14 protein-coding genes are annotated in these 13,620 nt (G+C 32.0%); 9 read left to right on the top strand and 5 right to left on the bottom strand.

The features are described from left to right. Window positions 1-70: 70 nt before the first annotated feature. Entirely contained in the window at window positions 71-1,039 is a 969-nt protein-coding gene (gene trpS / locus CLV91_RS03970) for a tryptophan--tRNA ligase (RefSeq protein ID WP_121064201.1), read from the bottom strand. Between the two features lie 105 nt (window positions 1,040-1,144). Between trpS and CLV91_RS03965 the strand changes: the two genes are divergently transcribed. The 5 genes from CLV91_RS03965 (at window position 1,145) to CLV91_RS03945 (ending at window position 4,219) form a co-directional block, all read left to right on the top strand. After that, complete coding sequence (locus CLV91_RS03965; protein WP_121065695.1) at window positions 1,145-1,888, top strand: lysophospholipid acyltransferase family protein; 744 nt, start codon at window positions 1,145-1,147, stop codon at window positions 1,886-1,888. A 58-nt stretch (window positions 1,889-1,946) separates the two neighbouring features. Next, complete coding sequence (locus CLV91_RS03960) at window positions 1,947-2,522, top strand: Crp/Fnr family transcriptional regulator (RefSeq protein WP_121064199.1); 576 nt, start codon at window positions 1,947-1,949, stop codon at window positions 2,520-2,522. 200 nt (window positions 2,523-2,722) lie between these two features. After that, window positions 2,723-3,226: a hypothetical protein gene (locus CLV91_RS03955; protein WP_121064197.1), complete on the top strand. Its 504-nt coding sequence runs from the start codon at window positions 2,723-2,725 to the stop codon at window positions 3,224-3,226. An 85-nt stretch (window positions 3,227-3,311) separates the two neighbouring features. Further along, a complete protein-coding gene (locus tag CLV91_RS03950) occupies window positions 3,312-3,665 on the top strand; it encodes a YciI family protein (RefSeq protein WP_121064195.1) in 354 nt (117 codons plus the stop codon). 26 nt (window positions 3,666-3,691) lie between these two features. After that, window positions 3,692-4,219, top strand: a complete 528-nt coding sequence (locus CLV91_RS03945) for an SRPBCC family protein (protein ID WP_121065692.1) — start codon at window positions 3,692-3,694, stop codon at window positions 4,217-4,219. Between the two features lie 51 nt (window positions 4,220-4,270). On the opposite strand, the gene CLV91_RS03940 is transcribed toward CLV91_RS03945, so the two are convergent. From CLV91_RS03940 to recA, 4 genes are all read right to left on the bottom strand, one after another. Next, window positions 4,271-5,740, bottom strand: a complete 1,470-nt coding sequence (locus CLV91_RS03940) for a hypothetical protein (protein ID WP_121064193.1) — start codon at window positions 5,738-5,740, stop codon at window positions 4,271-4,273. Window positions 5,741-5,794: 54 nt separating this feature from the next. Continuing rightward, window positions 5,795-6,361, bottom strand: a complete 567-nt coding sequence (locus tag CLV91_RS03935; RefSeq protein ID WP_121064191.1) for an RNA polymerase sigma factor — start codon at window positions 6,359-6,361, stop codon at window positions 5,795-5,797. 22 nt (window positions 6,362-6,383) lie between these two features. Beyond that, window positions 6,384-6,806, bottom strand: a complete 423-nt coding sequence (locus tag CLV91_RS03930; RefSeq protein ID WP_121064189.1) for a hypothetical protein — start codon at window positions 6,804-6,806, stop codon at window positions 6,384-6,386. A gap of 116 nt (window positions 6,807-6,922) precedes the next feature. Next, a complete protein-coding gene (recA, locus tag CLV91_RS03925) occupies window positions 6,923-7,927 on the bottom strand; it encodes a recombinase RecA (RefSeq protein WP_121064187.1) in 1,005 nt (334 codons plus the stop codon). Window positions 7,928-8,291: 364 nt separating this feature from the next. Here recA and trhO point away from each other — a divergent pair, with 364 nt between their 5' ends. The 4 genes from trhO to CLV91_RS03905 all read left to right on the top strand — a co-directional run bounded on the left by trhO (window position 8,292) and on the right by CLV91_RS03905 (window position 13,404). After that, window positions 8,292-9,323 carry an oxygen-dependent tRNA uridine(34) hydroxylase TrhO gene (trhO, locus tag CLV91_RS03920; RefSeq protein ID WP_121064181.1) on the top strand — a complete coding sequence of 344 codons (1,032 nt, stop codon included), beginning with the start codon at window positions 8,292-8,294 and terminating at the stop codon, window positions 9,321-9,323. A gap of 74 nt (window positions 9,324-9,397) precedes the next feature. Beyond that, entirely contained in the window at window positions 9,398-10,567 is a 1,170-nt protein-coding gene (locus CLV91_RS03915; RefSeq protein ID WP_121064179.1) for a PSP1 domain-containing protein, read from the top strand. After that, window positions 10,560-11,048, top strand: coding sequence for a gliding motility lipoprotein GldH (locus CLV91_RS03910; RefSeq protein ID WP_121065689.1), 489 nt, complete (start codon window positions 10,560-10,562; stop codon window positions 11,046-11,048). Before CLV91_RS03915 ends, CLV91_RS03910 begins: the two co-directional genes overlap by 8 nt. Window positions 11,049-11,052: 4 nt before the next feature. Next, on the top strand, window positions 11,053-13,404 hold the full coding sequence (locus CLV91_RS03905) for a penicillin-binding protein 1A (RefSeq protein ID WP_121064177.1): 2,352 nt from the start codon (window positions 11,053-11,055) through the stop codon (window positions 13,402-13,404). The last annotated feature ends 216 nt before the right edge of the window (window positions 13,405-13,620 follow it).

Below are 13,620 nucleotides of genomic sequence, written 5' to 3'. Positions count from 1 at the left end.
GATATCTTTTATTCAATAAAGCATTACAGATGGTTATTAAAAGCTTTTTTATACATGGATATTATTATTCCTAATACCCTAGCTTTGTTCTTACTCTTTTTAATACACCATCTGCAACCTTGCCAGCTTTTTCTGCTCCAATTGCAAGTGCATCATCTATCTCATTAAGGTTGTTCATGTAGTAGTCGAACTTTTCACGAGCTGCCCCAAATTTATCTATTATAACTTCAAATAAGGCTTGCTTTGCATGTCCGTAGCCATAATTTCCGTTTAGGTAATTAGCGCGCATTTCAGCAATTTGTTCCTCATTTGCCAAGATTTTATAAAGTGCAAAAACATTATCGGTATCAGGATCCTTTGGGTCTTCCATAGGAGTACTATCTGTTTGGATGCCCATAATTTGTTTGCGTAACTTTTTATCTGTCTGGAATAAGTTAATTAAGTTGCCTTTACTTTTGCTCATTTTAGCACCATCTGTTCCAGGAATATACATGGTTTCTTCTTGTACTTTGGCATCGGGTAAAACAAAAGTTTCCCCAAATTTTGCATGGAATCTAGAAGCAACATCACGTGTCATTTCAATATGTTGTAACTGGTCTTTTCCTACGGGAACAATCTCAGCATCATACAAAAGAATATCTGCAGCCATTAGCATTGGGTATGTAAATAATCCTGCGTTTACATCATCTAAACGGTCTGCTTTGTCTTTAAAAGAATGTGCCAGAGTTAACCTTTGGTATGGAAAAAAACAACTTAAATACCAAGAAAGTTCTGAAACTTGAGGAACATCACTTTGTCTATAAAAAACCGTATTACTAACATCTAACCCAAATGCTAACCAAGTGGCAGCAACTGCATAAGTGTTGTTACGTAACTCTTCTCCATTTTTTATTTGCGTAAGAGAATGCATATCTGCAATAAAAAATAAAGACTCATTTTTAGAATCGTTTGCCATTTTAATTGCAGGCATAATAGCGCCTAAAATGTTTCCTAAATGTGGTGTTCCTGTACTTTGTATTCCTGTTAAAATTCTAGACATAGCATTATCTGCAAAAGCAGGGCATATTATTAATAAGTTAAACGAAAGACAAAGGTAATTTTTTTAATAGAATAGCTCATTACAATTATGTATTTTTGGTTTTATATGATTGTTTTTAAATATATATTCTGGCTTCTATATCGTATTTGGTTTTATGTTTTAGTAGCCATACCAATATTTTTATTTTTTCCTTTCTTACTTTTATTTTCTCTTAAAGAAAAGTGGTATCCTCAGTTTTTTTGGTTGGCAAGAAATTTATGGGCAACACCTATTTTGTATGGTATGGGTTGCCCTCCAAGAATAAAGAAAGAACAAAAGATAATAAAAGGAAAAAGTTATATGCTGGTTGCAAACCATACTAGTATGTTAGATATAATGCTTATGCTTTATGTTAGTAAAAACCCCTTTGTTTTTGTTGGAAAAAAGGAATTGGTTAAAATTCCTGTATTTGGTTTTTTCTATAAACGTGTGTGTATTTTGGTAGATCGTGAAAGCACAAAAAGTAGAACAGGAGTGTATAGAAGAGCGCAAAGAAGATTGGAGCAAGGACTAAGTATTTGTATTTTTCCTGAAGGTGGTGTACCAGAAGAACATATTGTATTAGATAGTTTTAAAGACGGAGCTTTTAAAATGGCAATTGCGCATAAAATTCCTATTATTCCTATGACGTTTTACGATAATAAAAAAAGATTCTCTTTTACTTTTTTTAGTGGTTTTCCAGGGATTACTAAGGCAAAGATTCATTCTTTCTTTGAAACCGGAATATTGGCCGAAGAAGATAAAATTACTTTACGAGAAGAGGTTAGAGATGTAATTTATAAAGAGTTGATAAATGCTGAAATTAGCTAAATAATACTGCTTTAGTTAAGAATAGTTGGGTTATGTTAAGTTAAGCCTTTGGATTAAAATGGATAAAACACATTTTTTACATAGCATTTTTAAAAAGGAGAATTATAGCTCGGAGGAGTTAGAGTTAATAGTGGCGCAATTTGAAGAAGTAGATTTTAATAAGAATGCTTATTTAATTGAAAAGGGGAAAGTAGCCAGTTATTATTATTTTTTAGAATCAGGGTTTTTACGTTCCTATACTATAGATACAGAGGGGAATGATATTACAACTAAATTCTTTTCTGTAAATGACATTGTAATAGATTGGCACTCTTATTTCTTAAAAAAGCTATGTAAAGAATCTATTAAAGCTATAACAGAAGGAAGATGTTGGAAAATTAGTTTTTCTAATTTTATGAAGTTGTTTCATATAGAATCTTTTAGAGAGGTGGGTAGAACAAGATTAATAAATAATTATTTTGAGTTAAAGAATCATTCTATATCTGTAATTGCAGATCAAGCAAAGGATAGGTATTTAAATTTATTAAAAGAAAAACCCTTAATAATTCAAAATGTTCCTTTAAAACATATTGCTACGTATTTAGGAATTACGGATACATCTTTAAGTAGAATCAGAAAAGAAATTACTTTATAATATAAGCCCATGCTATCTAACCAAGTTCCAATAATTTTCTCTATTATTTTTTTATTTGCTTTTTTGTTTCCTATAGTAATGGTGGCTCGTTTAGCAAAAAGGGTAATATAAAAAACGGATATTGGGCAGTACTTGTATTTTATTTTCTTTACTTAATTGTAGTTGCTATAGCTAGTATTAATGGCTTTTTTGATACTGTTATGTTGCCTCCTAAAATTGTATTAACTACAACACTTCCTTTAGCAATATTTGTTACAATACTATATAACACCAAAACATGTAAAAAGGCAAATGTAATTTTAAAATTAGAGGACTTAGTTAAGATTCACATATTTCGTTTAATAGGGGGTACTTTTATCATTCTATATCTTTATGATTTATTGCCACCAGCTTTTGCTTTATTTGCAGGTATAGGAGATTTAATTACTGCAATCTCAAGTATTTTTGTTGCAAATGCTATTAAGTACAATAAAAGGTATGCCAATACGCTTACTTTAATTTGGAATACGTTTGGTCTGGTAGATATTTTAATTACCTCTGCAATGGCTATTATTTTTACTAAAATTAGTATTGATAATAATGTCCAAGGGGTAGAGTTTTTGGTAGAATTTCCATTTTGTTTTATTCCAGCCTTTGCACCACCAACTATTATTTTTCTTCATCTTTTGGTTTTTCGCAAATTATCTTGGCTTAAAAAAGCCTAATTTTTATTTCTTGTCATAGGCAAAGTTTTTTGTCTTTTTCCTCTTCTACTTTTGGAGTGTTGTTTAACACTTAAAAATAAAAGACATGAAAGCAGAGAAAAAATTTATGATGTTATTTAGGTATACTCCTAATCCTGAATATAAGCCAACACTACAAGAAATGGAGCAAATGAGTCAAGATTGGGGTAGTTTCATTGGTAATATTGCAATGAAGGAAAAATTAGATAGTACCAATCAATTGGGCTTTGAAGGAAAACAAATAGCTGCTAATTCATCTGTCTTAGATGGAATTCTTATTTCCGAAAATAAAACAGTTAGTGGAAATATGATTGTTAAAGCAAATTCTTTAGAGGAAGCGGTAGAGATTGCTAAAGACAGTCCAATTTTAAAAATGGGAGGCTCTGTTGAGGTTCGTAATATTATACCAATGACAAATTAATATATACTATTATAAAAATGAAAAACATGATACTAGTAATCGTCGCTATAGTACTAATCCTATTTTTAGGGATTGGATTATATAATGCAAACAAACTACAGCATATTCATATTCAAAAAACCGTACATATTCAATCTGATTTACAAACCACTTTTGATAATGTAGTTTACTTGAAGAATTTTACAAAATGGTCGCCATTCTATGAAGCAGACCCAACACAAAAAGTAAGTATTAAAGGTACAGACGGACAAGTTGGTGCTCAGTTTCATTGGGAAGGAAATAATGGAAAAGATTTAGGCTTTCAGGAAACAAAGGAAATTAGACTTTTAAAGTATATAAAAATGGAATGTGATATTCAAAAACCATTTAAAGCAAAACCTACTTTTGAGTATTCTTTTTTAAAAACAGGAACTCTTATTAAGGTAACACAAGATTTTAAGTTAAAATCTGGCTTGGTAGATGCCTTTTTTATGTGGCTTTTTGGGGCAAAAAAAGATATGGAAAAAATGAATGCAAGAGGGATGGAGCTATTAAAAATAGCTTCAGAAAAGTAATAATATGTAACAACAAAGCGACTTTAGTATTACTATCAAAGTCGCTTTGTTTTAAAATTTAAAAATTAACCCACTATAAACACCAATAGAGTAAGGGTTAAATGTCCCTTGTGTATTAGAAAATGTATTTAATTGGTATTTAAACATCGGTTCTACGTTAATTTTTACTTTTGGAGAAAACTTATAATTTAGACCAACACCTATATTGGTGCTAAAGTTTACCGAGTTAATATTGTTTGCCTCTCCTAGCTCCGTAGTTATATCTTGAGAAGATAAAAGAATAGAATTATCTATTAAGAATAAAGAACTTAACCCTCCGATAAAGTTTACGCCAAACTTAGTGTCCAATATAGTATAATTAAGCTCCAAAGGTACTTCTATGTAGCCAAATTGTTGTGACATAGAACCTTCTTTAGCTGGGCTTTTGGCAGAAGCATCTAAAGCAAAATTTTCTTTAGGAGAACTTTTAGGAGTACTATTTGTGTCTGTACTTAATACCTCTAAACTTGACGAACTATTATTATAATTAATAGTATTAATTTTACTTATTGCACTGTTAAAGTTTGAAGAAAAAAGCACATTGTTTGTGTTATAAGAATAATCAACTTTATGAACCCCAGAACGTATACTTAGTTTTTTACTTACTTCATAAGCTACCGATAATCCATAACTTAAGTTAGTATTTCCAGATTTGGAGTTAGACACAAATATGGCATCTACAGGAGAACCGTCTCCAAGAGCATCAAAATAAACAGGAGCTATATTAGGTCCTGCAGACCACCTTTTAGTCGGAGTTTTATTTGCTAATGCTTCTTTTTCTTCTTCTTGTTCTTTAATTTCATCAAAAATAGATTTTTTGGTTTCCTTTTCTTCAGAAGCCAATTCTTCCTCTATAGTCTCTTCCGTTATAATAGCTTTTTGACGGTTATTTTTAGAAGTGTTCAAATCTTTTTTGGCAGTAGTAGCGTCTGTAAGATTGTTAATAGTCTTTGTTTCTATGGTAGATGAAGCTTCTTTTTGCTTCTTCTTTTCTGCAATTAAATTGTCTTTAGAGGTGTTTTTCTTTCTATTTACTAAAGCATTGGTAATATTCTTATTTCTACTTTTAGTACCATTGTTTTTAAGAATATTATTTTTTGAAACTGTAGTTATGCCGGTTTCTTCTTCAGAAGTAATATTACTAGGCGTTTCTGCAATTTTTGTTGAGGCATTAATTTCTTCTTTTAAGATTAAATTATTCTCCTCTTCTTGGACACTATTTTTGTTTTTATTAGAATTTGATTTTTCTGTCACAACAGAAGAAGGTATGGTTTGGCTGTTACTAAAAGGATTAATTAAGAATAAACCCAATGCAATTATTGCTGCTACACCACCTAATTTCCACCAAAGCGGAATTACTCTACGTTTCTTCTCCTTTTCATTTAAAGATGCCTCTATAGATTGCCAGACTTTTTCGTCTGGCAGCTCTTGGAAGCCTTTAAACTTTTCCTGGAAAAGTTTGTCTAATTTTATTTTACTCATCTTTATACTATCTTATGTCTTATTGTGTGCTGGTTTAGGCAAACAATAAACGTTTTATGCGTTTTCCAATCCAAATATTAAGATTCCTACTATTATAGATTGGACGGTTTTGGTTTCTATTTTTTCTTTTAAAATTAATCTTGCTCTAGCTAGGTTAGATTTTGAGGTACCTACAGTAGTACCTAAAAGCTCACTTATTTCTTTATGAGAATGCCCATCTAGAACATATAAATTAAAAGTTATTCTATATTTTGATGGTAGTTCTTGAATATAACCAAGTAGTGTTTGTAAACTAATTTCGTTTTCTTCCTGTTCTACCTCTATAATATCTTCCGTATTTTCTGTAACAGCATTTAGGAATTCTTTTTTTCTGTATTTCTGTAATACTGTATTAACTGTAATTCTTTTTAACCAACCTTCAAAAGAGCCTTTAGATTTATATTGCCCTATTTTTTCATAAATAGTCATAAAACTATCATGCAAGCTATCTTCTGCCTCCGTTTTATTGCGGGAGTATTTAAGGCAAATGCTAAAAAGTACAGGAGAAAACATACTATACAATTGAGCTTGGGCCTTTCTATCGTTTTTTTTGCATTTATGTATGAGTTCTTCTAGACTCAATTTAACGTTTGTTTAGTTGTTACTACTCGTTTACTGGCACATCAATTTCTAAATACTCATCTTCTCCAGATGCAGTTTCCCCGAGCCAGAACTTAAAGGTATAAGTTTCGTTGTAAAGTACAACAAAATTAAATTCTGCTGTTTGTTCAACCGCTTGTTCTGTACAATCATCAATATCTATACGTTCAGAGCCAACAACAACAACATTACGTGTAGTTTGGGCTTCTTTAGTAACATCAAAGCCTTCGTAAGAAGTACAACCGTTTGGTTTTATAAAGGAAACTTTAATTTGATAGGTTTCCTCTAAATTAAAAGATTCTGGTAATTCGGCACTTATAATTTGTAGAGGGACAAATTGAAAATTTGGACTATCATCTTCTACACTACAGCTACTTAGTATAGTTCCGAGAAAAAGTATAGCAATAAGGGGAACAAGCCTTTTCATAAGCAAACATTTTATTTTAAGATGTTTGCTTATGCTAAAGGTTGCGTTTTTGCTTTAATATATGGGGAAAAGACTTGTTTTTACTCGATAATCGAGATTTATATGCTCTAATCTATTTACTTTACAGCATTTATTGCTTCACGAATTTTAGATTCTAATTCTTCGAACAATTCTGGGTTATCTAGTATTAATGCTTTTACAGCATCTCTACCTTGGCCAAGTTTAGTATCGCCATAGCTAAACCAAGAACCACTTTTCTTTACTATTTCATACTCAACACCAAGGTCAATTAATTCTCCTACTTTAGAGATCCCTTCACCATACATAATATCAAACTCAGTAGTTCTAAACGGTGGGGCTACTTTGTTTTTAACCACTTTTACTCTAGTTTTATTTCCTAGAACATTACCATCGGTATTTTTAATTTGTGTAGACCTTCTAATGTCTAAACGTACAGAAGCATAGAATTTTAATGCATTACCACCTGTTGTAGTTTCTGGGTTTCCGAACATTACACCAATTTTTTCACGCAATTGGTTAATAAATATAACAGTACAATTAGTTTTACTAATAGATCCTGTTAGTTTACGTAATGCTTGAGACATAAGCCTAGCATGAAGTCCCATTTTAGAATCTCCCATTTCCCCTTCAATCTCACTTTTTGGAGTTAAGGCAGCAACAGAATCAATTACAACAATATCAATAGCACCAGAACGTATAAGATTATCCGCAATTTCTAAAGCTTGTTCTCCATTGTCTGGTTGCGAAATAATTAAGTTATCAATATCTATCCCTAGTTTTTCTGCATAAAAACGGTCAAAGGCATGTTCTGCATCAATAAAAGCCGCAATACCACCATTTTTTTGAGCACCAGCAATAGCATGTAGCGTTAAGGTTGTTTTACCAGAAGATTCTGGACCATATATTTCTACAATACGTCCTCTAGGGTAACCTCCAACGCCTAAAGCAATATCAAGACCAAGTGAACCAGACGGAATTACCTCAACATCTTCTATAACACTATCTCCTAATTTCATTACGGAACCTTTACCGTAAGTTTTGTCTAATTTATCTAGGGTTAGCTTAAGGGCTTTTAATTTCGCATCTTTTTCAGAACTCATTATCTATTTTTTTAGGCTAGCTAAATTACCAATTCTTTTATCAAAATAACAATCAGGAATTTAATTTTATTAACAGATTTTATGGTTTTAAATATATTTTTTTTGAAGGTTACGCAACCTTTTTAAAAAAAACACATCTTATAAAAAATTGTATATACTAACTCAATATATAATCTACTGTTTTTAGTGGCAGTGGGCAATGATGACCATCTCCTTTTAGCTCTACTCAAAGAATGCTATGAAAAAGAATAATCGGAATGGTCGATAAAGAGTCTTGAAAAATCAAGACTCTTTTTTGTTTCCCTTTATTTAATGTTTAGTTTTGTAGCTTCAAAAATCTTTTTAACTTAAAAATTAGTATAGCATGCAACTGTACAATACATTAAGTGCAAAAGAAAGAGCTGCTCTTATAGAGGAGGCAGGTAAAGAACGCCTTACCATTTCTTTCTACAAATATGCACACATAGAAAATACTTCTGTTTTTAGAAATCACTTATTTATTACTTGGAATGACCTTGATGTCCTAGGGCGCATTTATGTTGCTAATGAAGGAATAAATGCACAGTTATCTGTTCCTGCAGAAAATTTTGAAGCTTTTAAAAAACATTTAGATAGCATTTCTTTTTTAGAAAACGTGCGTTTAAATATAGCTGTGGAGCAAGACAACAAATCGTTCTTAAAGCTAAAAGTTAAAGTGCGTAATAAAATTGTAGCAGATGGTCTTGTAGACGAAACTTTTGATGTTACCAACAAAGGAGTTCATGTTGGGGCAGAGAAATTTAATGAACTTATAGATGACCCAGATACGGTTTTAGTAGATATGCGTAACCATTACGAAAGTGAGATTGGCCATTTTAAAAATGCAATAACACCAGACGTAGACACTTTTAGAGATTCTTTAGATATTATAGAGGAAGATTTAAAAGACCATAAGGAAGACAAAAAATTGGTTATGTATTGTACCGGAGGTATTCGTTGCGAAAAAGCAAGTGCATACTATAAGCACAAAGGTTTTAAAAATGTGTACCAGTTAGAAGGCGGAATAATAGAATATACTAGGCAAGTAAAGGACCAAGAGTTAGAAAATAAATTTGTTGGGAAAAATTTTGTTTTTGACCACCGCAGAGGAGAACGTATTTCGGAAGATGTAATTGCTAATTGCCACCAGTGCGGGGAGCCTTGTGATACACATGTAAACTGTGCAAATGAAGCTTGCCACTTATTATTTATTCAGTGCCCTAAATGTGCAGAAAAAATGAATAATTGCTGTTCAGATGATTGTAAAACAGTACATGAACTTCCGTTTGAAGAACAAAAAGAATTACGTAAAGGAAAAACGGTAAGCAACAAAATTTTTAAAAAAGGAAGGTCTCCAGTTTTAAAATTTAAAAAATAGTATCTTTACGTTTAAGATTAATATGAACCTTTTTTAAAAAGAGATTTCTTTCTTTTTAAATCTAGATATAAAATATGGGTTGCAGTAGTTGTTCAACCGGAAAGGACGGACAACCAGGCGGATGCAAGAACAATGGTACTTGCGGAACAGATGGTTGTAATAAATTAACGGTTTTTGATTGGCTTTCCAACATGTCACTCCCAAGTGGGGAAAAACCTTTTGACTTTGTTGAAGTACGTTTTAAAAATAGCCGAAAAGATTTTTATAAAAACACAGAAGGTTTAACGCTTTCTATAGGCGATATTGTTGCAACACAGGCGCAATCTGGCCATGATATTGGTATGGTAACTCTTACAGGAGAACTGGTAAGAGTACAAATGAAGAAAAAGAAAGCTCCTTTTTCTGGTGAAGAAGTTTGTAAAGTATACCGTAAAGCATCTCAAAAAGATATTGATATTTGGCAAAAATGTAGAGACCGCGAAGAAGAAATTAAAAAACGAGCTCGTGAGATTGCTATTGTTTTAAAACTACAAATGAAAATCTCTGATGTAGAATTTCAGGGAGATGGATCAAAAGCTACTTTTTATTATACCGCAGAAGAACGTGTAGATTTTCGTCAGCTTATAAAAGACATGGCAAAAGCTTTTGGTATTCGTATAGAAATGCGTCAAATAGGATATAGACAAGAAGCACAACGTTTAGGAGGTGTAGGTTCTTGTGGTAGAGAATTATGTTGCTCTACTTGGTTAACAGATTTTAGATCCGTAAGTACTTCCGCAGCACGTTACCAACAATTATCTTTAAACCCGCAAAAGCTAGCTGGGCAATGTGGCAAGCTTAAATGTTGTCTTAATTATGAATTAGACACGTATTTAGATGCTTTAAAAGGTTTTCCGGGACAAGACACAAAATTGTATACAGAAAAAGGTCTTGCATACTGTCAAAAAACTGATATTTTTAAAGGTTTATTATGGTTTACTTATAAAGATGAACCATCTAACTGGCATGTACTTTCTAAAGACCAAGTAAAAGAGGTTTTAGAAAAAAACAAGAAAAAAGAAAAAGTTGCTAGTTTAGAAGAATATGCAGCAGATAATATAATTGAAGAAAAAGTTGTTTTTGAAAATGTAGTTGGGCAAGATAGTCTTACACGTTTTGATCAACCAAAACGTAAAAACAACAAAAATAGAAACAGAAATAAGAAAAGAAGAAACAATAAAAATAGAAAACCCAAAAATGCTTAGGTCTTTTACCCTTTCCATTATATTACTTTTACTTCTTGTGTCTTGTAGTGGCACTACTATAAAATCTGAATACCAAAGCTTAAAAGGTGCTAGTTGGCATAAAAAGGATACTATCACTTTTAATTTTTCAGAGTTAGATACTATAGAAAAACATAACATTTTTATTAATGTAAGAAACGATCAAAACTATCCATATAGTAACCTTTTTTTAATAACAGAGTTAAATTATCCTAATGGTGATGTTGTAAAAGATACCCTAGAATATACTATGGCCTTACCAGATGGTACATGGTTAGGAAAAGGAAAAGGAAGTTTAAAAGAAAGCAAATTATGGTTTAGAGAAAACATCGTTTTTCCTTCTTCTGGCGTATATACTTTACAAATAGTACATGCAATGCGCAAAAACGGCTCTATTCCTGGCGTTGTAGATTTAGAGGGCATAACCGATGTTGGTTTTCAAATAGAAAAAAACAAACAGTAAACTAATGGCAAAAAAAGCTGTAAAGAAAAAGCAAACAACAAGTTTTTTTAAATTTATTAAGTGGTTTTGGATAGTATTTATAACAGGAATTCTTTCTGTTGCATTATTATTTGTTTTAGCTGCTAATGAGGTTTTTGGAGAAATGCCAACCTTTGAAATTTTAGAAAATCCGCAAACTAATTTAGCCACAGAGATACTTTCATCCGATAGTAAAACATTAGGTAAATTCTATTTAGACGATAATAGAACACCAGTAAAATTTGAAGACCTTCCTAAAAATTTGGTAGACGCATTAGTTGCAACAGAAGATGCTCGTTTTTATGAGCACTCTGGTATAGATGCTAGAGGAACGGTAAGAGCTTTTGCTTTTTTAGGTAAAAAAGGAGGAGCAAGTACTATTTCGCAGCAATTAGCAAAACAGTTATTTACAGGTTTAGCCGCCAGAGGCTGGAAAAGATATACTCAGAAAATAAAAGAATGGGTTATTGCAACACGTTTAGAACGTAATTACACCAAAGAAGAAATTATGACCATGTATTTTAATATATATGACTTTGGTAATAATGCAGATGGTATTCGTTCTGCTTCTAAAATTTACTTTGGCAAAGAACCTAAAAATTTAAAAATAGAAGAATCTGCCATGTTAGTAGGGATGTTTAAAAATTCATCTTTATACAATCCTAGACCACATAGGAACCCGGTGGGAACTAAAAATAGGCGAGATGTAGTATTGGCTCAAATGGCAAAGTATGACTATATAACAGAGCAAGAAAAAGATTCATTACAGGACTTAAAAATGAAACTTAATTATAGCCCAGAATCTCACAGAGAAGGCTTGGCTACTTATTTTAGAATGTATTTGCAAGGTTTTATGAATGATTGGATTAAGAAAAATCCAAAACCAGCCTTAGAAGGAGAGAGAGATAGGTATAATTTATATTTAGACGGACTTAAAATATATACTACCATAGATTCTCGTATGCAAGCTAATGCAGAGAATGCAGTTTCACAGCATATGACAAAATTACAAGCCGAATTTTTTCATCAAAATACGCCAGAACGTAATAAAACAGCACCATTTTTAGATTTAGAAAAAAGTGAAGTAAATGCTATTATGGAGCGTGCAATGAAAACTTCGGACCGTTGGAGAGAAATGAAAAAAGAAGGAAAATCGGAAAAAGTAATACGTGCTTCTTTTACTAAGAAAAAAGACATGACGGTTTTTGATTGGAAAAGTGAAACCAAAGAGAAAGATACAGTAATGACACCTCTAGATTCTATTAGGTATTACAAATCTTTCTTAAGAACAGCTATGATGTCTATGGAGCCACAAACAGGGCATGTAAAAGCTTGGGTAGGAGGTATAAACTACAAACATTTTCAGTATGATAATGTGATACAAGGAGCAAGACAAGCAGGCTCTACTTTTAAGCCTTTAGTTTATGCTGCAGCTATAGATCAACTACGTTATTCTCCATGTGATTCATTACCGGATACACAGTATTGTATAGAGGCAGAAAAACATGGAAACCCAGAACCTTGGTGTCCAAAAAACTCTAACGGTAAATATTCTGGAAAAAATTATACTCTTAAAAAAGCCTTAGCAAACTCAGTAAATACAGTTACAGCACAATTAATAGATAAAGTAGGACCAAAGTCTGTTGCTATAATTGGTAAAAATTTAGGAATAACTAGAGAAATAGCAGAAGTACCTTCTATTGCATTAGGAGTTTCTGAAATGAACGTGTATGAAATGGTGGGAGCTTATGGGACTTTTGCTAACCAAGGGGTATATGTTAAACCTGTTATGGTAACCCGCATAGAAGATAAAAATGGTACAGTGTTGTATGAGTATGTTCCAGAAACAAAAGATGTTCTTAGTAAAGATGTTGCTTATGCGATGTTAAATTTAATGGAAGGAGTAACGCAAGGAGGTTCAGGAACACGCTTACGTACCCAAGGAGTAAATAAATGGAAAAAAGAATATGATGAAGTAATCACTGGTTATCCTTACGGCTTTAAAAATCCTATTGCAGGTAAAACGGGTACCACGCAAAATAATAGTGATGGTTGGTTTATGGGCATGGTTCCTAATTTGGTTACTGGTGTTTGGGTAGGTGGTGAAGAACGTGCAACCCACTTTAAAAGTATTACTTACGGGCAAGGAGCAACTATGGCATTACCAATTTGGGGTCTTTATATGAAAGAAAATTATAAAAATGAAGATTTAGGTATTTCTGATAAAAGTTTTACTAAACCTAAAGATTTATCTATAAATGTAGACTGTACTAAAGTTGCGGAAGAAGCTCAGGAGAATAAGGATACAGAAGATGATTTAGATGATTTAGATTTCTAAGCCTTAAAAAAGTTATTTACTCGATAATCGAGATTTAAATGCTCCGAGGCTTGCCTCGTATTCAAAATTAGTTTCCAAATAAATGCCTCGTGGGCTTACCCCGAGGTAGTTTACTTTAAAAAGCACCTCTATTTTTTAATGGAGGTGCTTTTTTTATATTAATATTGTATTTTTAGTAAGAATTATTTAAAATGATAAGAAATATTTAATCTAAAT

Origin of the sequence: Maribacter vaceletii (genome assembly GCF_003634105.1) — a bacterium.
GTDB classification, from domain to species: domain Bacteria; phylum Bacteroidota; class Bacteroidia; order Flavobacteriales; family Flavobacteriaceae; genus Maribacter_B; species Maribacter_B vaceletii.
This window is presented reverse-complemented; position numbering and strand designations above follow the sequence as displayed.